The 22,990-nt window shown below is 58.5% G+C and carries 20 protein-coding genes, 1 tRNA gene and 1 riboswitch; of the genes, 12 read left to right on the top strand and 9 right to left on the bottom strand.

All coding sequences use genetic code 11. The features are described from left to right. Window positions 1-36: 36 nt before the first annotated feature. Window positions 37-1,035, bottom strand: a complete 999-nt coding sequence (locus tag NW828_RS05675; protein ID WP_414382307.1) for an RNA methyltransferase — start codon at window positions 1,033-1,035, stop codon at window positions 37-39. Here NW828_RS05675 and NW828_RS05670 point away from each other — a divergent pair. From NW828_RS05670 to lpxB, 5 genes are all read left to right on the top strand, one after another. Beyond that, window positions 1,010-1,516 (top strand): hypothetical protein, encoded by a 507-nt coding sequence (locus NW828_RS05670; RefSeq protein ID WP_414382306.1) that lies wholly within the window; start codon window positions 1,010-1,012, stop codon window positions 1,514-1,516. The two genes, NW828_RS05675 and NW828_RS05670, sit on opposite strands and share 26 nt — an antisense overlap. Before the next feature lie 14 nt (window positions 1,517-1,530). Beyond that, window positions 1,531-2,385 (top strand): UDP-3-O-acyl-N-acetylglucosamine deacetylase, encoded by an 855-nt coding sequence (gene lpxC / locus NW828_RS05665; RefSeq protein WP_414382326.1) that lies wholly within the window; start codon window positions 1,531-1,533, stop codon window positions 2,383-2,385. Between the two features lie 214 nt (window positions 2,386-2,599). Continuing rightward, window positions 2,600-3,100, top strand: coding sequence for a 3-hydroxyacyl-ACP dehydratase FabZ (gene fabZ, locus NW828_RS05660; protein ID WP_414382324.1), 501 nt, complete (start codon window positions 2,600-2,602; stop codon window positions 3,098-3,100). A 233-nt stretch (window positions 3,101-3,333) separates the two neighbouring features. Then, window positions 3,334-4,311, top strand: coding sequence for an acyl-ACP--UDP-N-acetylglucosamine O-acyltransferase (gene lpxA / locus NW828_RS05655; RefSeq protein WP_414382304.1), 978 nt, complete (start codon window positions 3,334-3,336; stop codon window positions 4,309-4,311). A 26-nt stretch (window positions 4,312-4,337) separates the two neighbouring features. After that, the gene (gene lpxB, locus NW828_RS05650; protein ID WP_414382302.1) at window positions 4,338-5,546 is read left to right on the top strand and encodes a lipid-A-disaccharide synthase; all 1,209 of its coding nucleotides are present in this window, start codon (window positions 4,338-4,340) and stop codon (window positions 5,544-5,546) included. On the opposite strand, the gene NW828_RS05645 is transcribed toward lpxB, so the two are convergent. Both NW828_RS05645 and NW828_RS05640 read right to left on the bottom strand, forming a co-directional pair. Then, complete coding sequence (locus tag NW828_RS05645; protein ID WP_414382300.1) at window positions 5,543-5,704, bottom strand: hypothetical protein; 162 nt, start codon at window positions 5,702-5,704, stop codon at window positions 5,543-5,545. The two genes, lpxB and NW828_RS05645, sit on opposite strands and share 4 nt — an antisense overlap. Next, a complete protein-coding gene (locus NW828_RS05640; protein ID WP_414382298.1) occupies window positions 5,701-6,432 on the bottom strand; it encodes a hypothetical protein in 732 nt (243 codons plus the stop codon). The genes NW828_RS05645 and NW828_RS05640 overlap by 4 nt, the downstream gene beginning before the upstream one ends. 173 nt (window positions 6,433-6,605) lie before the next feature. Between NW828_RS05640 and NW828_RS05635 the strand changes: the two genes are divergently transcribed. Further along, entirely contained in the window at window positions 6,606-8,384 is a 1,779-nt protein-coding gene (locus NW828_RS05635; protein WP_414382296.1) for a response regulator, read from the top strand. Here the strand turns inward: NW828_RS05635 and NW828_RS05630 are convergent. Further along, window positions 8,374-8,865, bottom strand: coding sequence for a DUF4168 domain-containing protein (locus NW828_RS05630; RefSeq protein ID WP_414329775.1), 492 nt, complete (start codon window positions 8,863-8,865; stop codon window positions 8,374-8,376). The two genes, NW828_RS05635 and NW828_RS05630, sit on opposite strands and share 11 nt — an antisense overlap. 830 nt (window positions 8,866-9,695) lie before the next feature. On the opposite strand from NW828_RS05630, the gene NW828_RS05625 reads away from it, so the two are divergent. Next, window positions 9,696-10,037 carry a DUF3155 domain-containing protein gene (locus tag NW828_RS05625; protein WP_049749658.1) on the top strand — a complete coding sequence of 114 codons (342 nt, stop codon included), beginning with the start codon at window positions 9,696-9,698 and terminating at the stop codon, window positions 10,035-10,037. A gap of 220 nt (window positions 10,038-10,257) precedes the next feature. After that, window positions 10,258-10,515: a DUF3146 family protein gene (locus tag NW828_RS05620; protein WP_414329773.1), complete on the top strand. Its 258-nt coding sequence runs from the start codon at window positions 10,258-10,260 to the stop codon at window positions 10,513-10,515. A gap of 181 nt (window positions 10,516-10,696) precedes the next feature. Here NW828_RS05620 and NW828_RS05615 read toward each other — a convergent pair whose 3' ends face one another. Beyond that, complete coding sequence (locus NW828_RS05615) at window positions 10,697-12,697, bottom strand: primary-amine oxidase (protein WP_414382295.1); 2,001 nt, start codon at window positions 12,695-12,697, stop codon at window positions 10,697-10,699. Window positions 12,698-13,606: 909 nt separating this feature from the next. Here NW828_RS05615 and NW828_RS05610 point away from each other — a divergent pair. Beyond that, window positions 13,607-16,234 carry a GAF domain-containing protein gene (locus NW828_RS05610; protein WP_414382293.1) on the top strand — a complete coding sequence of 876 codons (2,628 nt, stop codon included), beginning with the start codon at window positions 13,607-13,609 and terminating at the stop codon, window positions 16,232-16,234. A gap of 13 nt (window positions 16,235-16,247) precedes the next feature. Here NW828_RS05610 and NW828_RS05605 read toward each other — a convergent pair. Further along, window positions 16,248-16,320, bottom strand: a tRNA-Arg gene (locus NW828_RS05605). Window positions 16,321-16,530: 210 nt separating this feature from the next. On the opposite strand from NW828_RS05605, the gene NW828_RS05600 reads away from it, so the two are divergent. Beyond that, complete coding sequence (locus NW828_RS05600; protein WP_414341644.1) at window positions 16,531-16,968, top strand: hypothetical protein; 438 nt, start codon at window positions 16,531-16,533, stop codon at window positions 16,966-16,968. Window positions 16,969-17,070: 102 nt separating this feature from the next. On the opposite strand, the gene rpsT is transcribed toward NW828_RS05600, so the two are convergent. Beyond that, complete coding sequence (gene rpsT, locus NW828_RS05595; RefSeq protein ID WP_414355736.1) at window positions 17,071-17,400, bottom strand: 30S ribosomal protein S20; 330 nt, start codon at window positions 17,398-17,400, stop codon at window positions 17,071-17,073. An 87-nt stretch (window positions 17,401-17,487) separates the two neighbouring features. Here rpsT and NW828_RS05590 point away from each other — a divergent pair, with 87 nt between their 5' ends. Beyond that, window positions 17,488-18,852, top strand: coding sequence for a CRTAC1 family protein (locus NW828_RS05590; RefSeq protein WP_414382291.1), 1,365 nt, complete (start codon window positions 17,488-17,490; stop codon window positions 18,850-18,852). Here NW828_RS05590 and moaA read toward each other — a convergent pair. Beyond that, the gene (gene moaA / locus NW828_RS05585) at window positions 18,849-19,826 is read right to left on the bottom strand and encodes a GTP 3',8-cyclase MoaA (protein WP_414382289.1); all 978 of its coding nucleotides are present in this window, start codon (window positions 19,824-19,826) and stop codon (window positions 18,849-18,851) included. The two genes, NW828_RS05590 and moaA, sit on opposite strands and share 4 nt — an antisense overlap. A gap of 198 nt (window positions 19,827-20,024) precedes the next feature. Next, window positions 20,025-21,932, bottom strand: coding sequence for a cation:proton antiporter (locus tag NW828_RS05580; RefSeq protein ID WP_414382287.1), 1,908 nt, complete (start codon window positions 21,930-21,932; stop codon window positions 20,025-20,027). 246 nt (window positions 21,933-22,178) lie between these two features. After that, window positions 22,179-22,277, top strand: a riboswitch (Glutamine riboswitch). Between the two features lie 86 nt (window positions 22,278-22,363). Here NW828_RS05580 and NW828_RS05575 point away from each other — a divergent pair. Beyond that, a complete protein-coding gene (locus NW828_RS05575; protein ID WP_011434342.1) occupies window positions 22,364-22,816 on the top strand; it encodes a DUF4278 domain-containing protein in 453 nt (150 codons plus the stop codon). Window positions 22,817-22,990: the final 174 nt, after the last annotated feature.

The following is a 22,990-nucleotide window of genomic DNA, read 5'->3' as shown; positions in this document are numbered from 1 at the left end:
TAGCGGTAGGGCGGGGCTGGAGGCCCAGCCTTGGGGTCAAGATGGGGTCCTGCTGGAATCTGGTTGCGTCGGCGGGACGGGAGCTGCATTTGCTTCCAGAGGTTCCTGACGAGAGCATCCCTGGCTCCATTGCAGTTGCCGCAGGATCCCGCGCAACAAGGCCACCTCGGCTACGGTCAGGCCGGCTCGCTGGAACAGGGCGCGAAACTTGAGCATTTTGCGGCGGGCTGTGTGGGGGTGCAGGTAGCCAATTTGCAGCAACAGCGCTTCTAAGTGGTCGAAAAATCCCTCCAGCAGCTCGAAGGGGGCAAGCCTTTGAGGCGAGGGCATAGGAGGAGCAGGGGAAGGGCTCTGGCAGACGAGGGTGTACAGCTCATAGCAACAAATGGCCACGGCTTGGGCCAAGTTTAAAGAGGGATAGGTCGCATCGGTGGGGATCTGGATCTGGCGATGGCAAAGGGCCAGCTCCTCGTTGCTCAAGCCGCGATCTTCGGGGCCAAACACGAGGGCGGCAGGGCCGGCGGCCAGCAGAGCGGGAAAGGCTTGGCGGGGGGACTGAATTTGCCATTCGGGTGGGTAGGTTTGGCTGCGCCCCGTTGTCCCGAAAACCTGCACACACCCTTGCAGGGCTTCGGGCAAAGTTTGCACCTTCCGGGCTTGATGGAGCAGGTCTGCCCCATGCACGGCTGTGGTGATCGCTTCCATATCGAGGGGATCGCATTGGGGATCCACCAGCACCCACTGCCTGAAGCCCATGTTTTTCATCACGCGGGCAATGGCGCCGAGGTTGCGCGGCCCAGCCGGCTGCACCAATACAAGCCGTACCTGCGCCAGTTGTTCAGGGCCAGAGTGGGGTAATATCGGCATCAGGTTGGGATCCCCCAGAGTGCCTAGAGTAGAGAAGAGGAGCTTGATTTTGTCATAGATTGCATCCATGGGATCCGCATACCGTTGTTGGCTGAGCTTGATTTGTCTGGTGTTGGTGGGATGCTGCTGGGGATCGCCGGCGTTGGCTGCCCATTCGTTGCCCTCCACAGTGGCAGAGGCGGCTCAGGTGTCGCCCCAGCTCGCTCGCGATGGGGGTATAGAGCACCTTTCCCTGACCGTAGCGCGGCAGCGGCTGGAAGCCATTGCCGAGGCCATGCGCTCAATTCGCCTGTGCAACCGGCCCAACTGCCGTTACCGAGATATCGCTGTGGAGGTGTCGGTTCACGATGGTGGTGCAGAGCCCTTCTACGAGGGCAGCATCGACGCCATGATCGACCGTCCTTCCGGCAGCTTGGATAGAGCCCACTACCGGCTGCAGTTTCGCCAGGGGCGCTGGCAGTTGCTGGGGGGCGAAGAGGTGTCCGATGTCTCTTCCTTTTTCTTTGAAGGGGATACCTACGAGGTGTTCAGTGCCTACGGCACCCGCAGTCACAAAGCCAAGTTGGCAGATGCCGGCAGTAACCTGCGCGTGGGCTATCGGGAGCTGTATTACCGCGTTTTCGACCGGGGCCAAGAGCGTTTGCACTAGCGGTGCGGAGCATGATGAGAGGCCGGCAACACACCCTAGCCAGCTCTATTTCTCTAGAAGGCGTTGGCCTGCACACCGGCCTGCCGATTCGCTGCAGTCTGCATCCAGCTCCTGTCGGCAGCGGTCGGGTGTTTGTGCGGGTGGATCGACCGGGATCCCCTGAGATCCCGGCCCAGTTGGGATCCCTGGCCCCTGCCCATCTCTGCACCCTGCTGCAGCAGGGATCCCCCTCTGTTCAAGTGCAGACGGTGGAACACCTGCTGGCCGCCCTTTACATCCTGGGCATTGACAACTGCCGCATCGAGGTGGAGGGGCCGGAGCTGCCGATTCTGGATGGCTCTGCCCTGCCCTTTGTAGAGGCCATTGCCCAGGCCGGGATCCAGGCCCAAGATCAGCCGGCCCTGCTGGGGGTGATCCAAGAACCGGTCACTGTCTGGGCGGGGGAAGCCTTTGTCAGCGCCCTCCCCCATCCCACAGCCCGCTTTACTTATGGCATCGATTTCGCCGATTGCCCCATTGGAGAACAGTGGTTGAGCTGGAGGGAGAACGGGCCAGATTTTGTCCAGTCCATTGCACCGGCCCGCACCTTCGCCCGCCAGCAGGATGTGGAGCTGGCCCGGGAACGGGGGCTAATCCAGGGGGGCAGCCTGGAAAATGCCATTGTCTGTAGCCAAACCGAGTGGTTGGGGCCATTGCGCTACCCAGATGAGCCGGTGCGCCATAAGCTGATAGATTTACTAGGAGATCTCAGCCTCCTGGGCTGCCGACTGCAGGGGCACATTGTGGCCTACAAGGCGGGCCATGCCCTGCACCACCGTTTGGCCGAGCAGTTGCTCAAGAGTGGATCCCTGCTGATCCATGAAGAGTGAGGGGGAGCAAGGGATCCGGTTGCGCAGCAACAACCTTGCCATCCTCAGTTGCGAGAGCGGTGCGGAGCACTTGTCTTCAAGGGGATCCCCAGGGTGGGATCCGCTTCATTCCCCTCCTTTCCGCAGCTCCCTGGGTGCTCTTTTGGCTGAGTTCTGGCCTGCCGTCCTCCCCGTCCGGGGTTTCAGTTTTGTCTTCTGTCTCCACGGGTTCACCATGGCCTCTGATGTCTCTCCTCCTCCCCTTCTCTCGGCTGAAGCAGCCGCTCAATTGGCAACCGCTCCCCCCGTCTTCACAACGGAGCAGATTTTGGAGATCTTGCCCCATCGCTATCCTTTCTTGCTGGTGGATCGGGTTGTGGAGTATCAACCGGGGCAACGGGCGGTGGGCCTGAAAAACGTCACCTTCAACGAGCCTTTTTTTCAAGGGCATTTCCCCAACCGACCCATCATGCCCGGCGTCCTAATCGTCGAGGCTATGGCCCAGATAGGGGGGATCGTGTTGACCAAGTTGCCGGACGTGGCCGGGCGTTTGGCCCTGTTTGCCGGGATCGATGGCGTTCGCTTTCGCCGCCCGGTACTGCCGGGGGATCAACTGCTGCTCTCCGCCGATTTGCTCACCATTCGCCAGAGGCGCATTGGCAAGATGTTCTGCCGCGCTCAGGTGGGAGGGCAACTGGTAACCGAGGGGGAGCTGATGTTCTCCCTGGTGGATTGATGGGCCAACAGCGGCCATCCAGGAGGCGCTCCGGTGTGGGTGTTCTCGCAATTGAGATAAAGTGTTGGGATAGAAAGATGGCTCAGGGGCTGCTTGCGCCTTTCTGTCGGGATACGGTAAACATGTTGTCGCGACAGTGGGGCGTAGCTCTAAGGCTCATCTCCCCTGGAGTCAAGTCTTGGTGATCCTTCGCAGGGTTGGGAGCGTAACCACAGTTGCTGGCTAGGTCGGAAATGAGTTCGTTCGCTTCAGCGGGATCCACTCCCAACATCTCTGCAAGTGCGCCGCACCGCTCACGGGAGCGGATTCATCCCACTGCGGTGATCCATCCGAAAGCTGAGCTGCACGAAACGGTGCAGGTTGGCCCCTATGCGGTGATCGGCGAGCATGTTCGTATCGCTGCCCATACGGTGGTGGGAGCCCATGTGGTGATCGATGGCTGGACGGAAATCGGCGAGGGCAACCACATTTTTCCGGGAGCAGTTGTGGGCACCGAGCCTCAGGATCTGAAGTACAGCGGCGCCCCCTCTCAAGTGGTAATCGGCAGAGGCAATCGCATCCGCGAGTTCGTCACCATCAACCGGGCTACCAATGAAGGGGAAGCCACCCTGATTGGAGATTACAACCTGCTGATGGCCTACACCCATGTCGCCCACAACTGCGTCATCGAAAATCAGGTGGTGATTACCAATGCTGTTTCCTTGGCCGGCCATATCCACATCGAGTCTCAAGCCCGCATTGGCGGCATGGTCGGGATCCACCAGTTCACCCGCATTGGGCGCTTGGCCATGGTGGGGGCGATGAGCCGGGTTGACCGCGACGTTCCCCCCTACATGTTGGTGGAAGGACATCCGGCTCGCATCCGCGGTCTGAACTTGGTGGGGCTGCGGCGAGCCCAAGGGATGGAGGGATCCCTGCCCTTGCTGCGGCAGGTCTACCGATTTTTGTACCGCTCAGGGTTGCCTTTGGAAAAAGCGCTGCAAACACTGCGCAGCAGCCTGTGTGTCGTTTGTAACAGCGGTGCGGAGGGAGAGCGCCATGTCCTTTCCCTACAGGGGAAAGAGTGGGTGGACGAGACGGGATCCCTGCAACATCTGCTGCAATTTTTGGAAGACTCCCTCTCCCAGCCCCAACGACGTGGCCCTCTGCCGGCCCTGCGCGGGAGGGGGGAAGATCCGCCGGTGCAGAGCACTTCAGAGCTGGATGACTAAAGATTGGGGTCGGGAGCGTAGCTCTAGTGAGCCACCTGTTCATCTGCACGGGCGAGGTCTCAGGGGATCTGCAGGCCAGCCATCTGATCGAAGAATTGCTGCGCCAACGCCCTCAGCTGCGCATCACCGCCGTGGGAGGGGAGCGCATGGCTGCTGCCGGGGCCCGTTTATTGCACCGCACTACCGAGATCAGCTCTGTTGGCATTTTAGAGGCTCTTCCCTTTATCGGCCCCGCCCTCTGGACGGAGTGGAAGATTCGCCGCTTTTTGGCCCAAGACCCGCCAGATGTGGCCGTGCTGGTGGACTACATCGGCGTCAACAGCCGCATTGCCCGTCTGCTGCAACGGCGGCAGATCCCTGCCGTCTATTACATTGCTCCCCAAGAGTGGGTGTGGTCGCAGGATGCCCGCCTCACCTACCAACTGGCCCAGCAGATGCGGCTGATGTTGGCGATTTTCCCTGAGGAAGCCCGCTACTACGCGGCGGCAGGAGCCCATGTCCAGTATGTGGGCCATCCCCTGTTGGATATTTTGGCCGCTGTGCCCAGCCGTGCTGCCGCCAGAGCCCAGTTGGGGATCCCTGCCGAAGCCACGGTGGTGGTGGTGGTGCCGGCTTCGCGGCGGCAAGAGCTGCGCTCGGTTCTGCCTGTCTTGCTCAAGGCGGCTCAGTTGTTGCAAGCTCACCTGCCTCAGGCACAGTTTTGGGTGCCCCTGGCCTCGCCCCGTTTTGCTGCCCCGATTGCGCGGGCTGCCCGCCGCCTTGGGCTCAACCTCACCCTTTTGGATCCCCAAGCTCTGCCCTTCTTCTCCCCCCACAAAGCTCATCACCTCGCCTTGGCAGCGGCTGATTTGGTGTTGGCCAAGTCGGGCACGGTGAACTTGGAGACGGCCATCTTGGGGATCCCCCAGGTGGTGATCTATCGCCTCAACCCCATCACCTTCTGGATCGCCCGCCATTGGCTGAGGGTGTCGGTGCCCTTCATGTCTCCGCCCAACCTCGTGCAGATGCGCCCCATTGTCCCGGAGTTGCTGCAGGAGCAGGCCCAGCCAGAGAAGATTGCCCAACTGGCGCTGGAGTTGCTAACTCGGCCCGAACGCAAAGCCCAACTGCAAGCCGACTACGCCGCGATGCGGGCAGCCCTAGGAGAACCCGGCGTTCTGGCTCGCGCTGCCAAGGCCATCCTAGAGGTGTTGGATGGCGAAGCTGGATCGAAGCAGGATCCCTTCCGCCGCTAACTCCGGCGACCCAGCACCTGGGGCACGGCCCGTCCTCCCGCCAAGGCCTCTGTCGAATCCTCCTCTTCCAGATACTCAGCATCTTGGTTGACCCGCCACCCATCGTAGCGCCGTTCCCCTGCCACAATGTTGCGAGCGGCCAAGAGGCCCGTCATCATGGCGTGATCTTGGTTACTATAGCGGTGCATGCCGTTGCGACCTGCCACCTGCAAATTGGGCAGTGCCTCTTCCAAAAAGGCCCGAATGGTCTGGATGTGAGCTTGATAGCCTTGGTTGTAACCTTGCGATCCAGTTGTACCGGCTGCCCGGCTTCTGCCAACAAGGTTTGAACGCGCTCCCACATCTGGCCTGGCCCCAGGCGAGGGTAGCGAAAGCGATCGATCAGGGTTTTGATCACTCCCCCTCGGCTGGGGAAAAAGGTTTTGCGGATCAAAGAAGCCATCGACAGACCCTTGATCCGCTGGGCTGCCCAGTCGGCGCTGATCTCGTGACAAGGGATCCCCCACACTTTCTCGGTGTAGGTCTTAAAAAAAGTGCGATACAGCCGTTCCCCAAATTGGTTAATGACCCAATCTTCAAAAGATACAGGATTGGGCCTGGGAAAGAGGCGCGCCTTTAGGTAACTGAGCAGACAGAGGGTGGTAAACCCTGGCCCCAGTTTGGCAAAAACATCCGTAGGTCGAATTGGATAATCAAAGAAAACACCTCGGTAAAAAATGCGGGAAAGCCGACGGCAAACCTGCATTTCCGAGCCCAAAATCTCCGTCCACAGAGCCTCAATTTCCGCCGACTTGGAGAAAAAGCGGTGTCCACCGATATCAAAGCGATAGCCTTGGTAGGTTACAGTGCGGGATAGCCCCCCTACCTGCACCGGATCCGCTTCCAAAACCGTTACGGCAACTCCTCACACCACCTCGCCGATCCTGACGGAAATAGGTCTGTCCAAGGGATCCCCTCACGCTTTGGGGTTTTAAAGTGCTCCGCACCGCTGTCGCGAACGGCCAACTCTGTGGAGTGAATTTTGTGCAATCTCCACCTATCCCCAGTTCTGGATATCCGTTGCCAAATGCTTCGCCGACGGTGCTGCTGGCCGATGACGACCCATTCATACGCGGGTACTTGACCCACCTGTTGGTTCATGAAGGCTATCGAGTGGCAGAGGCCGAAGACGGCGACCAAGCCCTGCTGCTCTTCAGTCAAACTCAGCCTCAAATTGCCCTGCTGGATGCCCTCATGCCCGACATGGATGGGTTCGAGTGTTGCCAACGCTTGCAGGCTCTGGATGCGGATCTACCCTGCTTGATGATCACCTCGCTCGAGGATCAAGCTTCCGTAGACAAAGCCTTTGCTGCCGGAGCCAGCGACTACATTACCAAGCCCATTCACTGGCCGGTGATGCGTCAGCGCATCCGACACCTGCTCAAGGCCCGCCAGAACTTGTTGAACCTACGCCAACAGGCGGCCCGCGAGCAAGCCCTAAACCGTGTCGTCCGGGCCATTCGCACCTCTCTGCAGTCGGATCAGATCTTTGCCGTTGCCACCCGCGAGATTTGCCATCTGCTAGAGGCGGATCGGGTGAGCATCAGCATCTATCGGCCTCAGCAACAGCATTGGCGCATTGTCTCCGAATATCCCCCTCAGCCCGACGGCTATCTGGGTTGTCAGATCCCCGATTCCGAAAGCCCCATTGCCCGGCAACTGAAGCAGGGGAAAGTGGTGTTGCTGGAGGCAGCCGACCAAGCCAAAGGCTGGGTCTACATCTCCGCCATGGCCAAAGCCTATCCTGGCAGTTGGCTGCTGGTACCGCTCTACGGCGGCGAAAGCCCCGAATCTGACTCGGCCCACCCCACCCTTTGGGGCAGCCTGTGCCTGCAACTGAAAACAGCACGTCCCGGTTGGCTGGCCACCAATCAGGATCTGATCTTGGCCCTGGCTGCTCACCTCTCCACCGCCATTCGGCAGGCGGAACTGTTCCAACAGGTTCAGGAACTGAGCCGCACCCTGGAAGAAAAGGTACAGGCCCGCACTGCCCAACTGGATCGCCAAGTACAGGAATTGCAGCGGCTGGATCGCCTGAAAAATGACTTCCTTAGCACGGTGTCCCACGAGCTGCGCACCCTTCTTTCCAACATGAAAATGGCCATCCACCTGCTCAGCTCCGTCCTGCTGCCTGCCCAGGGCGCTCCCAGATCCCCGGATCCGGCCAAAATCTCTCAGTACTTGAAGGTGTTGGAGAACGAATGTGAGCGGGAGATCAGACTGGTCGAGGATCTGCTGGAACTGCAGCAGTTAGAGGTGCTCAAGGGACTCCGTCCCGCTAACGCGAACGGTTCACAGCGGCCCTGCTGGTTGGAGCTGCAAGAGTGGTTGCCCCAGATCGCGGAGCCCTTTGCTCAGGAGGCCCATAGCCGCCATCAGCGCTTCAGCCTTGGGATCCCTCCAGGACTGCCTGCCATTTTTACCCTGCCGGGAGTGCTAAAGTCGGTGCTGGCGGAATTGCTGAAAAACGCTTGTAAATTCACCCCTGCTGAGCACCTGATCAGCCTTCAGGCCACCTGCCATTCCGACCACCTGGACATCCAAGTCCTCAACACCGGCGTAACCATTCCCCTGGAAGAGCAAAAGCGGGTATTTGAGAAGTTCTATCGGGTGCCCAGCGCGGATCCCTGGCGGCAAGGGGGGACAGGGTTGGGGTTGGCCCTTGTGCAGCAGCGGGTAAGCCTGTTGCAAGGAAGCATTCACCTCAACAGCGGGGCCAGCCACACCTGCTTTACCTTGCGGCTGCCTCGGGTTCTCCCTGCCTTTGGCCAAGGCAAGCCAGCTCAGCCTAGGGTGTAGGCGTCGGGGTGGCCGGCTTTGGAGAGTTGGAAGCTTCCCCTTCCTGCAAAACTTCTTGCAAGCGGGCCCGAACCCGCTGGTTGAGAACAGGATTTTCGTTCGCCAAGGTCATCAATTCGCGGTATTGAAGCACTGTCAGCCCTTGCTCCTCGACAATGCGGCTGGCTTGGGTTTCTGTGCGCTGCATAATTTGCTCGTACTCCTCCTCGTTCTGGGTTTCCCGCAGTTGGGCGCTCGCTTCCCGGATCAGGGGATCCAACTCCAACAGAATCCGCACCAACTGTTCCACCTGGGCATCGGTGACTTGCTCTGGGGTCAGGGCTGGAGATGCCACAGGGCTGGGAGTTGCTGTGGCCGGAGCCCCCCCCGAAGTCGGAGAAGCAGTTGCAGCAGGGCCAGGCGACGGGGTTGCTCCCTGTGCCCAAGCCGGCAGGGATCCCAAGCTGAGTCCCAGACCCATCAGCAACGCGAATTTCATCATGCTCAAAACTCCCTAGACCCAGACAAGATAAACCCAAATAGACTTAAGTCCTTGAGGCGCAGCCAAGCCTGAAGTAAGGCTAGCAAGATGCCTGAATTCCGTCTAATCGGTTCAGCGCAGTCCTGGCAGCCCATCAAGCCCATTCCAGCTTGCCGGTCACCTGGCGCGGGATCTATCCAATCCCTACGGTACCAGAACTCCTCACTCCAGGGCTCCCAGGATGAACTCGCGAAAGGGCTGTGTGGACATGCTGGGGATCTGCAGTGGATCTCTTGTAGAAACAAGAAGTTGGTTGTACAGTCTTACATGCGCTGTTCAACGGTAGCCCGGCACCGGAGTGCCCCTTTCTCTCCTCGGTTGAGCAGCTCCAGACTTGCAGCATTGGCAATTGACTTAGCACTTCAGCCCAAAGGGGGTTGTCTTGAAGCTGAGCTTAGGTATATGTTCTGTTGAGTATCGTTATTTGTTAATGTTAGGCTAGGGGCCAGATTTGATGCGGATCTCCCACATCGGCATCTGACTTTCTTCGCAGGTGTCAGAGACCGTGGATCCCCTATCAATATCAGCAGTCAACCTAGCAAACGCCCAATCGCCAGCTCTCTTTGCAGGCGATTGTTGGGGGATTTTTTGTTCGGAGAAAGGTTCCCGATTAGATTTTTTTGGGCGCGTCCATAAGTAACCCTTCAAGGGCTTTGAGGGCGACTGCTGTCTTTATTGCCTTTGTAAAAGATGATAACAAAAATGGGTAAAAGTTATTGCTTTTCTTAAGCAGCGCTGATATATTCTTTGCGGTTGCGGTTGTTCGGTCATCCTTCTACAGGAGGCTTACATTGGTTAGGAGAAGAAAGCGTAAGAGTCGCCGTCGTCTGGAAGGGCGCAAAATTTTAGATCACATTCCTCAATTTAATCTGGACAGTGGTGAAGAGAAGTCTGTAACCGCTGCTCGAAAGTATATTCAGGAGAAGTCTATTCAGCCCCCCGCGCTGATTTTGGTGCGGCGAAATGAGCATACCGTTGATCGGTTTTTTTGGGCGGAGAAGGGGTTGTTCGGCGCGCAATATGTCGAGGAGAACCACTTCCTTTTTCCCAGCCTGCGAGCTTTGTTAGCAGAGGTTGCGGCTGAAAAGCCGGAGAAAAAATCCTCGAAGACCCTTGCAACTGCCGCTCGCTAGCTTCTGGCCAGCTTTTCCTACAGCAGGAGCCCAGGAAACAGCCCCCCTACCCTGGGGGGTTTGTTGCAGCCGCTCTCAGAAGATCGAAAGAACTGACCCTGTGTACGGGATCCCTCCCCACGGGTTGAGCTCCTGCTGCCTCACTCGCCATACTCGACCTGCTGGCGGCAGCGAGGGAGCCACGCGCTACCCTACAAGGGATCCCGTCGGGAGATGCCGGATGAGCCGACTGCCTCAGACCACTGCCCACATCCAAATTACCCGCCGCTCTTGGCAAGAGGGTGCCATTGAGGGGGAAGTCAATGCCAATGGTTGGGTTTGGCGCTTTTGCTGGCGCTTTCGGGCCGGGGAACTCAGAGTGGAGCCTTCTGTGGGGCGAGCTTTGATTTGCGAGCCCTTGAGCCGCTTTCTGGAAAAATCGGACTATCTGCTGGAACCGGGCAGCAACTACTCGTTTGTGATTCGCAGCAGCTTGTGAACTCTCAATCTGAGCAGATCTGAGCAGAGCTTTTGCCCAGCACCAAAGACCGGGGCTGAGCAATGGAAGGCACCTGCTACGGTGACCCAGAAACCAGGTCTCAAGCCCCGTGGGCGAAGAGTGCCTCCCCTCTCACTCCTGTCGCGCCCAAGCTGTTCGCACTTGAAAGAATCCTCGCCCTCTAGGCAGGGGGGTAGTCAATAAAGCTGCAGCAGCCTTTGGTCTTCGGCGGGGGAGGAGGCACATCCAGAGCTGGGTTGCACTCAAAGAAGCCCAGGGGCTTGAGCATAAAGCCGATGTAGCTAGCCGGCATCACTGGCCAGTCCTCGGTGCGGGGGAAGTGATTGCAGCCAAAGCTATACCAGAGCACCAGGCGGGTGTTTTCCAGGGAGCGGTTCGCTTGCGTCCATTGCACCAGCCCTTCGCCACCGGGATGTTGGTTGGGGTAGTTCCCTGCTGGGAACTTCTCGCCGGGATGGTAGGGCGTGGCCCAGAGGTGGTGGGCCAGGTATCCTGCCCGTCGGTACAGCCAAGAGTCGGGGTGGGCCAAAAGCTGGACGTTTTCCCCCGGCATCAGTTTGTAGGCCACCGGCTGTCCCAGGCGGTTGTGGCGATTGGGGTTGACAATCTTCCAATAGCGGCCCCGCAAGGGATCCACCGTTTGCTTAGCCTCCTGCTCGGTTTTGAGCAGGGTGGAGCGGGCGCGAAAGGCGTTGCCGTGAGGGTTATCCGGCCCCAGAGGCAGAGGTTCTGCATGCACTTCATAGAGGGAGTTGCACGGCCCATCCACCGCCATATCGAGGCGGACAGTGAAAAAGTGCTGGTGGTTGAGGCCAGACAATTGGGGTGCCACCAAGACGCCAAACTCCGGCTCTTCCCCCGGCAACGTGGCGCAAGTGTTGATGATGCCGGTGAGCTTGGCTTCAAACTCCAGCGTGCCATCCTGGTAGAAGTACCAGAAAAAGCCGTAGTCGTAGTTGCCAATGGTGGTGAAAAAGGAAAGCACCAATCGCCGCGAGCGCCGCACCTGCGCCCGTTCCGTGCGCCAGTCGGTGTGCTTCCAAAGGATGCCAAAATCCTCCTCGTGCATGCAGACGGCATTTTTCAAAAGCATGGGCTCACCGCTGTTGGTGGGCAGCCAGGCATCGAAGTAGTAGATTTCCCCCAGACAGTCGCAGCCCAGCCGCAGGGAGTTGGCCTGCATCCCGATGCCGTATTCCCCCACATCGAAGGCATTTTTGCGGAAGTGGGGATCCCGCGGATCCCCGTAGGGCACCACCATCTCGGCTACCGAGGCGCGGTAGAGAATGGGGCGAAGGCGGCCTTGATCCTCGTAGCTCACCTGGTGGAGGACGAGCCCCTCTCGCGGGTTAAAGCTGATGCGCAGATCCCACTTCTGCCAGCGGATGTGGTGGCCGTCCACCTGGAAGCTCACCCCTTGGGGCTGAGTGATTTCTAGCGGCTTCAAGTCTTGGCGAAAATCTTTGAAAAACAGCTCGTCGAAGTTACCGGACTCCGGCGGCAAGGGCCACAGACCCCGATCCTCCACCTTGACAACTTGCATGCGGTTGAGGTCAATCCAGGGGTAGAGCCCCTCGATGGGGCGGGCATAGCCGTTGTCGCAAGGGGAAGTACGTAGGAAACAAAAGCCTCGCACCAGCCGCCGCCCTTCTTCTTCCGGGATCCCGAAGTAGCCCACCGTCCAGTAGTCCACCATCACCAAATCCACATCGGCAATCCCCCGCCGCTGCAGAGCCGCCAAAAATTGGGGATCCTCCTTGAGCAGGCGGTCGCAGGCGTACACCTCATCGTCGAGCAGAGGGGGCTGCACGCCCGGAACGAGCTGCCAAGAGCGCACCTGCTGTGTTGACAGAGAGACCACCGCTTCGTAGGTGTTGCCACTGGCCGGATCCAACAGCACCACGAAAGCCTGCCGATCCCACGGCTGCCCCGGCTGCCACGCTTCCATCCAAGGCCGCTCCGGCTCTTGTAGCTGGATGGTTACAAAGCGCCCCTGAGAACTGAGGGGCCGTTGCCGGCGCAGGATCTGCACCACTTGCCGCATCTCCTCAGCACTGAGGGGATCCAAGGGGTGGCCTTGGGGCAATGAAGCCTGGCCAAGCAAAGCAGATTCACTCGACTGGCTATGTCGATCCAAACTGGGAGAAACTTTACAAACCACAGCAATAACCTTGAATTCTTCGGTTGGAAAATGATTGAGTTGAGCTAGGAAAAAATAGGGAGAAGTCTGCTGAGAAAGGTCAAAGGCATCCCTTCGCTCGCCATGCCGCGGGCCAGCCCATCAACCCAACTCAAAGAATCCAGAAAACCTAACAGCAGGCTAAACAGACTATCCTGTTGCCATCGCCAACATCGGGCAACTCTGCAAGAGATACCCGGGGAAAGGAAAACTTAAGCCAAAGCCCAAGGAAGTGAAGACAACCTCGGCCCTGCTAATTGTCCAGATCTAGCAATCTTCTGTTTCCCCGTCCGCTAACCAAATGAAGAGGGCAACGGCACCTTGAGAAGCCGCGCCAGGGCGAACAGGAAACCGTCAACCCATCGGGAAAATCTGAATACAGGTCTTACTACAGATAAACCCAAACTCGAGAGCCGGAGAAGTTTTCTGTGATTAAACGTCAGGCTTAACGTTGCACAGGAAAGCATAAAAAAGAGAAAACGCTTCACGCAGGCTAAGGGCAGGATCACACCGAGAAAGCTCAACGCAACGTCAACTCTCGCAAGAGCGCAAAGACATCTCGAAGCCTGCCCTGACCCTACCTGCCAGGGGGATCCCACCACTTGGGATCCGAAATGCAACTGACGATACTATAGCAGAGGCACCCCCCTTTCCCACAAGCCCGGCCCAAAGCCTCCCGGTTGCATCAGCAGGGTGTGACCCTAGGCCTTCTCCCCGTGAAGTTGAAGTCCAGCTCAAGTTGAAGGTTTGGTGTCGGAGAACACATATCTAAGAGTTACCCTGAAGCCATGCTTAAGGTTAGGAATTTCTAACAGTTCGAATAGTAGGATCCCTCACGTCTCCTGAAAATCGTCCACAATGAGGCAGGGCTCATAGAATCTGGTGAGGGAGATGGCTTCAACTCGATACCGCCTGGTGCCGGTGCGGCCAGGAGACGGCAGCTTTTATCCAGAGCATCTCTATTTGGCCTTAGAAGCCACCCAACTGGGCTATTGGCAACTGGATTTGCGCACCTGGAAGTTGATTGCCTCTCCCCAATGCAAGGCCAAATACGGGCTGGATCCAAACCAAGGCTTCACCTTAGAAGTGTTTTTGCAGTATGTTCACCCGGAAGATCGCCAAAGGGTGAAAGAAGCTTTGCAGACGGCTGGGCCCAGGGCGGTAGAGGGGGATCCCAACTTTTCGGTGGAATATCGGGTTTACCAGGCCGACGGCCAGATGCGCTGGCAGCTTTCCCAGGGGGTTGTCCTGCTGGGGCCGAAAGGGGATCCCGGCCAGGTTGTCGGGGTGACCCTGGATATCAGCGAGCGCAAGCAACTAGAGGCCACCTTGGCCGAGCGGGAGCGTCGCCATCGCCAGATCCTGGAAGCTCTGCCCGACATGCTGCTTCGTCTGGATCGCCAGGGCCGATGTCTGGAGTTCAAGCCGCCCAGCCATTTTTCTGTCCCCCATCCCCCTGCCTACTACCTGGGCAAAACCCTTGAAGAGCTGTTTCCTGAGGTCGCCTGCGCCGGTGCGGCAGAGCCCACAGCCCAAGCCATTCGCGAGCATCTGGAGCTGGCCCTAGCAACCCGGCAAGCTCAAGAGATCGAATACCCCTGCCCAGAGGGATCCCCTCAGCCCCAATATCGGCAGGCTCGCATCGCCCCCTATGGGGAAGATCAAGTCCTGATGATCATTAGAAACATCACCCCTCGTAAGCAAGCCGAGCTGAAGCTGCAGCGGCAATTGCAGCGAGAAAGGCTGTTCAGCCAGCTCATTCAGGCCATCAACGCCTCGCTCGACTTGCCCACCCTGTTTGATGTGGCAGTCCGGGAAGTGAGGGCAGTGTTACAGGCAGCACGGGTTACCCTTTACCAGTACCTGCCGGCTGAGGCTGTATGGTTAGGTGTTGCCAGCTACGTCCAATCGCCTGATCTGCCCACTGCCCTTCACCTGCACATCCCGGATAGTCCAGACATTGTGGCCATCCAATACTTGAAGCAGCTGCAAGTTTTTCATGCGCCGGATCCCGAGCAAGTTTTGGATCCCTTTGCTATCCATGAAAAGCGAGAATACCACCTGGGCCCTTGGTTGGTGATCCCAGTGGCTTGCCAGGGAAAAGTGTGGGGTGCCCTGTCCCTGCGGCGCCTGACTTCAGATCCGGATTGGCAAACCGATGAGATCGAGTTGGCCAAGGCCATCGGGGAGCACCTGGCAGTGGCCATTCAGCAGGCAGAGCTTTATCAAAAGCTGCAACAGACCAACGCAGAGCTCGAACAAGCTTACAACGACGAAGCGCTACTCCAGCTCATCACCGAAGAAATTCGCTCCACTTTGGATGAACAAAAAATCTTGGAAACGGTGGCCCGAGAATTGGCCCTCAGCTTGAACCTATCCAATTGCACCATTGCCCTGTATGACCCAGAGCGGCAGGTCAGCGTTTTGGCGGTGGACTATTTGGCCGGAGAAGGGATCCGGCGCTTTCCCCTGGAGATCCCGTTTGCAGATTTTGCCGATGTGCTTCGTCAGCTCCAGCGCGGACAGCTTTGCCACTTCAGCAATCTCCATCACCCCTGCTGGCCCAACCACGACCGCTACACCCTGATCATCGCTCCCATTTGCGACAAAAGGGATCTGACAGCTCAACACGAGGAACTGCTTGTTTTGGGAGATATTTGTGGATCCCGTCCACCGGGGCAGATATTTACCGAGCGGGAACAACAGCTCATCCAACGGGTAGCCGGCCAATGTGCCATCGCCATTCGCCAAGCACGTCTTTATCAAACGATCCAGCGTCAGGTGCAACAGTTGCAGGAGCTCAACCAACTCAAAGATGAGTTTCTGCACATGGTCTCCCATGAAATGCGCACGCCTCTCACCAACATGAAGCTGGCCATTGGGTTTTTATCCAAAGCCAACCTAACCGAGCGGGAAAGGCGCTACTTGCAGATTTTGGAGATGGAGACCAACCGCGAGCTGGAGTTGATCAACGACTTATTGGAATTGCAAGCCATCGAGTCCGGAAACAAAGCCCTCAGACTTACCTGTTTATCTCCCCAGGAGTGGATCCCCAATCTTTGCGAGCCCTTCCGGCTGCGAGCTGCCCAACAGGGCCAACAGTTTCAGGTGGAATGGGATCCCGACCTTTGGCCCCTCTGCACGGATGAGAGCCTCTTGTCGCGGGTGGTCAGCGAGCTTTTAAACAATGCGTGTAAGTACACCCCCACTGGGGAAAGCATCTATTTGAGTGTGAGCCAGGCTAACTCCAATGGCCGTCCCGGCTGGCTGATCACGGTGCGCAATACAGGGGTGGAAATTCCTGCAGAAGCGTTGCCCCGCCTTTTTGAAAAGTTCTATCGCCTCCCCCAGTTGGATTGCCGCAACGCCGGGGGAACGGGCTTGGGTCTATCGCTGGTTCAAAAGGCAGTGGAGCTGATGGGCGGATCCCTGCGGGTAGAAAGCCACTCTCGGCAGGTGATGGTTCAGATGTGGTGCCCCCATCAGGGCAGCTTGTCGGAAACCCCAAGCAAGGCTTAGAGGGCAAGGCCAGCGCCTTGCGCAGGACTCGAACCTGCAACCATCGACTTAGAAGGTCGGTGCTCTATCCTTTGAGCTAGCAAGGCCGAAGAAAAGGGTGCAGAGCCATTATATCCCCGGCCCAGTTCCCATTCTCTGACCCCGACCAACCTGCCTCTGACCTTGAGTTCTGCATTGTTGCTTGGGCAAATTGCGCGGTTTGACTTAGGGAGCCGGGTCGGGATCCCATGTGACCGAGCTTTCCCGGCGCAGACCCGGCCAAAATGGGTTTTGAGGTGTTGAACATCGGGATCCCCATGCCCTTGCTCCCTGATCCTGGCTCAGCTGCGGAAAAGAAAGCTGCCTCTGGCACTCAAGCTCTGTCTCCGGCAGCCAAGCGTCTGCTGCGCCTCTATCACGGTGGTAGCTTCATCTTTCTGGGCCTGCTGTGGCTGGTAGTCGGGATCCCTAGCCTTTGGGCTTTGCGAGCGGATATAGCCCGCCTGTGGGATTACTTTACTTGGACGGGCCTGCGATATGCCTTGTTTCACCGCCCAGGATGGCCGACTTTGGGGTTGTTGCTCTGTGTCAGCTTCACGATGGGGATCCTGATTGCCCAAAGCCGCTATGAGCTGTTCGGCCTGTATCCGGTGGAGCGTCTCATGCTGGAGCAGCAATCCCGCTGGATCCTGTCCTTGCCGGTATGGCATCCGCTGCGGCGCTGGTTGGTGCGCAGGTTGGATACTCAAGATTAGGTTTTGGCTGCTACTTGGGATCCCTGCCGGCACCGAGGCAAAATCTCGTTTGCGTGCGGCTGAAATCCCGCACAAGCACCACTTCCGAAGCAGCAGGAGAAGTCAATCACGCCCACCCAAAGCCTCAGCCTGGGATTTTTCCGAGGAAGCCACAGATAGCTTCACAATCCGGGCCAGCCGAGCCTTACGACGAGCGGCTGTGTTTTTGTGCAGGACGCCGGTTTTGGCAGCTTTATCAATGCGGCTGAAAGCAGCACTCATCGCCGCCTGGATTTCCTGCAGAGTTTCTTGCTGTGGGTTGGCAGCGTAGGCAGCCGAGAGGGAGATCACTTTCTTCATCAGAGCGCGCACCATGGCTTTGGTGGCTTTGTTGCGCAGCCGATTCCGCTCTGCGATCTGAACGCGCTTGATGGCAGATTTGATGCGTGGCATGGTTGAAGGGGAAGTTCCAGCGAAGATCCAGCATACCATCAGAGCTGGAAGCTCCACCAGTTCCTATTGTTCTCCGATGGGATCCCCATGTTTCAAGATTGCAGCTCGCAGATCCGCTTCAACCCACCTGCCCTTTTCTACGGGGTTGCCGCCTGCGATTTGGATCGGGATGGGGCCTTTGAGCTGTTTGTGTGCGGGTTCCGTGGCTCGAATCGGGTCTTGAAGTGGGATGGGCAAACCCTGGTGGATCAAGCAGACGACACCCTGGCCGATGCAGGGCGCATGGCAATTGGGGTGGCTGCCGCCGACTTTGACGGGGACGGGCAGGAAGAACTTTATGTCTTGAACACCGATACCTTCGGCGGGCGCAAGCGCTTTGGGGATCGCCTCTTCGACTGGCAGGGATCTCGCTGGGTGGACCTGTTCTCCCTGCCGCAAAACCAAGATGCCCTCAACTTGACGGCAGGTCGCTCTGTAGCCTGTGTGGATCGTCTCGGCCAGGGGAGCTATGGATTTTTCGTAGCCAACTACGGCGGCCCCATGCGCCTGTATGAGCTGGCCTCCAACCAGATGATCGCCGATGTGGCGCCAGAAGCGAGACTCAATCGGGTGACGGGCGGGCGGGGGTTGGTGGCCGTGCCCTTGGTCTCGCAGCGGATGGACATTTTTGCCGTCAATGAGCAGGGACCTAACTTTCTGTTTCGCAACCGGGGAGATGGCACCTTTGAAGAGATTGCCGCTGAGGTGGGCCTAGCAGATCCCGACGAGCATGGGCGCGGCGTGGCAGCGGTGGATCTGGATGGGGATGGACGGCTGGATTTGCTCTATGGCAACTGGGAAGGCCCCCATCGCCTCTGGATCCAGACCCCCGACGGTTTTTTTAAGGATGTAGCCCCCCCGGAGTTGGCTAGGCCCTCTCGCATTCGCACGGTCATTGCTGCCGACTTCGACAACGACGGCTATCCGGAGCTGTTTTTCAACAACATCGGCGAGCCCAACCGTCTGTTTGCTTGGCGCTCCGGCCGTTGGCAAGCCATCGACATTGGAGATGCTGCCGAGCCGCAGGGATTGGGGACAGGAGCAGCAGTGGCCGATGTGGATGGGGATGGTCGTCTGGAATTGTTGATTGCCCATGGGGAGTCTGGCGCCCAGCCTCTCAGCTTCTATCGCCCTCAGGCCAATGCCAACAACTGGCTGAGAGTTCTGCCCCTCACCCGCCAGGGAGCCCCGGCCCGCGGCGCGTTGGTAAGGCTGCTCACCTCCACCCGTACCCAGATCCAGGCCATTGACGCCGGCAGCGGCTACCTCTGTCAGATGGAGCCGGTGGCCCACTTTGGCCTGGGATCCGAAACAGGGGTCAAGGAAATCCAGATCCAGTGGCCGGATGGGAAACAGTTGCAGGTGGCCCACCCACCGGTCAACCAGCTTTTGCGGATCCCTTATCCCCGCTAGCCGCCAATCTGAGACATGGTGCGCCGGTAGGATCCCTGGCTGCCGGTGTCCCGTCCTTTGAAGTTGATGTCCGGCTTGATGTCCAGCAGTTCTCGCACCTGCTGTCTTAGCCTTTCGGCAGGGATCCCAGCTCGCAGCGGATCCCGCAGGTTGATTTGGCCGGATTCGTTGAGCAGGCAAGGGCGCAGCCAACCGTCGCTGGATAGCCGCATGCGGTTGCATCGATCGCAAAAGCACTCCGACATCTGGCTGATAAAGCCCAAGGTGCCTTTTGCCCCCGGGATTCGAAACACATCCGCCGGCCCATTGCCGGCCACAAACCCGGGTTCCAGGCCAAAGCGAGCGCGAATTCGCTGTCGCAGCACCTCAGACTCCACCCAGCCGGCCTGCTGAAAGAGGGCGGCATTGCCAATGGGCATAAACTCGATGAAGCGCACATGCCATTGTCGCTCCAGAGTAAGGGCAGCCAGATCTTCCACTTCCGATTCGTTGAGCCCAGGGATCACCACCACATTCAACTTGAGGGGATCAAACCCCACTTGGTGGGCAACTTGGATCCCGGCCCAGACCTGCCGCCAGCGATCCCGCCCCGTGATCAGTCGAAAGGTCTCGGGGTTGAGGGAATCAAAGCTGATGTTGATGCGGCGCAACCCCGCTTCATAGAGGAGTTGAGCTTTTTGGCTGAGGTTGAAGCCGTTGGTGGTAAGGGCCACATCTCTCACCCCAGGCAGGCTGTATAGAGCCCGGATGAGGTGCTCCAGCCCCGGCCTGAGCAGGGGTTCGCCGCCGGTGAGGCGAAAGCAATCGATCCCCAACGGCAAAAACACCTCTCGAACCAACGTGAGGATTTCCTCATCCGTTAAACGCTCTGGGGCTTGCAGCCACGTCAACTCCGCCTCGTCAGGCATGCAGTACTGGCAGCGGAAATTGCAGCGATCGATCAAGCTGATGCGCAGATAGTTAACGGTCGGCATGGCAACCTAGGCCAGAAACAGATGGGGCACCCCTCCCCCCAGAGTGCCGAGCAACGCCGAGGACCCTTTCCGTTGCCTCTGGAAAACCTCCCAGCGTCTCCATCCGCAAAGGCAGCGGGGGAACTGTCCCGAGGCTTGCAACTTGCAGTGGCCACACCTCCAGTTTGCAGGATACTACGAAGATTGAGGTGCAAATCTCTACTCGGCAGAGCCAGGGATCCCTGCCCATTCGGGTTGAACAGGCCGCTGCCAGCGTTCCCACCAGGCCAGCACAGACTCAGGTGGGTGGCTGTCTTGGCTGCCGTTGGCATTGGCGGGGAGGGGGGGAGAGGGAGGTGGGGCCGGCGGTGTCAGCCAACTGACAGGCGCGGGGATCAGACAACTGGGGTGGAGAGGGCGCAGATCGCGGTAGTGGCTGCTGCGAATGGCCAGGATCTCCTGCTGAATGATGTCTGGGGGTTCTCCCAACTCCAGCAACACATGGCTGCACAGCCCCAGGCTGGCCTCAAATTCGGGGTGGACGACTTCTCTGGCCCCCAACTGATAGAGCTGTTCGATGTCTTCCTTGTCGGTAGCTCGCACCACCACATCCAATTGCGGCGCCAACTCCAGAGCTCGTTTCAGGCAGAGGCGGATGCTCATGCGATCCGGCAGAGCAATAACCAGGGCGCGGGCCTGGGGCAGGCAAGCTTTCTCCAGCACCAACGGGCTGGCCGCATTTCCGTAGAGGTAAGGGATCCCACGGGAACGCAGGTGTTGGATCACCCGTTCCGATTGATCAATGACCAAGAGGGGGTGACGACGGGCTTCGAGAATGCGTACAATGTCTTGCCCCACCTGCCCATAGCCGCACACCACCACGTGCCCCTGTTGAGGAGCATCGGGGGCCAAAGCGCGGGGCCGCTCGCCCGATTCCAACCAGCGGGCCAAGAAGGGGATCCCGTGTAGCCCGGAAAACAGTCGAGGAGCGCCCCTCAGCAGAAAGGGAGTGAGCAGAAGGGTAACGGCTGTGGTGCTGACAATCAACAAATAGATCTGCCGCGACACCAATCCCAAAGCCTGCCCCTCGCTGGCCAGCACAAAGGAGAATTCGCCGATTTGCGATAGGCCCAGCCCCACCACCACCGCTGCCGGCAGAGTGTAACCAAACAGCCGCGCCAAGGGAGCCACGATGCAAAACTTGCCCACCATCACCAGACCCACCAGCCCCAGGATCAGCAACAGATGGCCGAGGATAAAGCTGGGATCGATGAGCATGCCGATGGCCGCAAAAAAGAGAGCAGCAAACACATCTCGCAAAGGCTCTACATAGTCCAGGGTTTGGTCGGCGTACTCCACCTCCGAGATCATCAGACCGGCAATGAAAGCCCCAATCTCGCTGGAAATGCCCAGCCGCTCCGTCAACAGGGCAATCCCCACGCAGAGGCTGATCACCCCCAGCAAAAACACCTCTTTGCTCTCCTGCTGAGCCAAAAGCCGCAAGAAGGCCGGAACGAGCCAAATGCCACTCACCACTGCCCCCAGCCCCACCAGGCCAATTTCCGCTACCGACTTGACCAGGGATCCCGCCAGCTCCGGCAGGGGAGAGTCCAAAGCCGGCAACACCGCCAGCATCAGCCCCACCGCCAAGTCCTGCACAATCAGGATCCCCAGCATGGCCTGGGCTTGGGGAGTGCCCATTTGGTTGGTCTCAGTGAGACTTTTCAGCACCACGGCAGTCGAGGACAAGGAGAGCACGGCCCCCAAAAAGATCCCTTGCACCGGCGTCAACCAGCCGCTGACCACCGCCAGCACCGCCGTGATCAAAATCGTCAGGCCAATTTGCAAAATGCCTCCGCCAACGGCGATCCCCCGCACTTTGCGCAATTCTTTCAGGGAAAACTCCACCCCCAAGGTGAACAGCAAAAAGGTCACCCCAAACTGGGCCAAGGTTTCCACCTGAACCAACTCTTTGATCCACCCCAACCCGGTTGGCCCCACCAAGATCCCGGCCAGTAAGTAGCCGAGCAACACCGGCTGCCTCAGCAGCGAAGCCAAGAATCCACCTGCTGCCGCTGCCGCCAATACCGTCACAATGTCCAAAATCAGACGAAAGTCTTCCTGCACAGGGCACCCACCAAGGAATGTGAACTTTTGTAGCCAATCCTGAGGATTCTTCCACGATAATGCTTCCTCTGGCATCTCGGACAGAGTGGAGAACCTGGCCCCAAGCCCTGCACCTTACTTCCCCCAGGGATCCCGGCTGACTAGTCCCGATTAGAGGAAGCTGGCCAGAAACTCAGTGGAAATTTTTGTTAAAACTTGCTGGCAATACCTCAAAACCGTAGCTTATAATACAGAATGTAGATAGAAATCGTTCATCCTCTCGCGTGCTGGGCGGCTCGTTAATGTAGGTAGAGCGACATCACGGCCAGAGGACGGAAGTAGGGAGATATCCCGAAGGAACGCGCCTCAACTCTTCTGGTAACCGTGTGGCTTCTCTTGTCTCTCAGGAGAAGGCGAACGGATGAAAACTCAACTCATTGGAGGCGAAGATCATGGCACTCTTTTACCGTGGCGTCGATTACACCCCCTCTTCTGCAACTGCAGCGGTTTCTCCCGGCAAAGTGGGGGGTCGTTACCGGGGGCTGGACTGGCGGTTCCGCCACCTGAGCAAGCCGGTGGTTTTGCCCACCAACCTTGACCTGCTCTATCGGGGTGTTGCTCATCATCTCAAGGCGGCCGAAGGGCCGGCTCAACCCGTTCAGACGGCAGAGGCATCTGCCCCGGTGGCTGCCAATGGCCGTTCTCATGTCTTGGATGAGCTGTCTCGCCGCTTGATGATGAGCCATCAACGCTTGATTCGGATTCGCCAGCAATCCATGCTGCTCCGCGGTACAGAGCAGATTGGCCTGCATGTCAACGTGCGCAACTTCTGGAACCGCATCCAAGGAAAAGTGCATCCCACCTTTCGGCTCAACTACGACCGTAGCCGTGTCAGCATGAGCTGATCTGCCCGTAACTGTTGATGCTCTGGCATGAGCTCAGCGAGAAGGGATCCCGGCTGGGGATCCCCTTTTGGTTTCTGGGTTGAGCTTCCTCAGGTCGATGGACGGCACAGGACGCTTCAACGCTGGCACGAGGTGCTGTTGACCAAAAGTAGCTAAGTTGCCTAAGGGATCCAC

It is taken from the genome of Synechococcus sp. W55.2, assembly GCF_047461635.1.
Lineage (GTDB): Bacteria > Cyanobacteriota > Cyanobacteriia > Thermostichales > Thermostichaceae > Thermostichus.
Note: the sequence above shows the minus strand (reverse complement) of the source record. Positions and strands in the feature narration are given on the sequence as shown.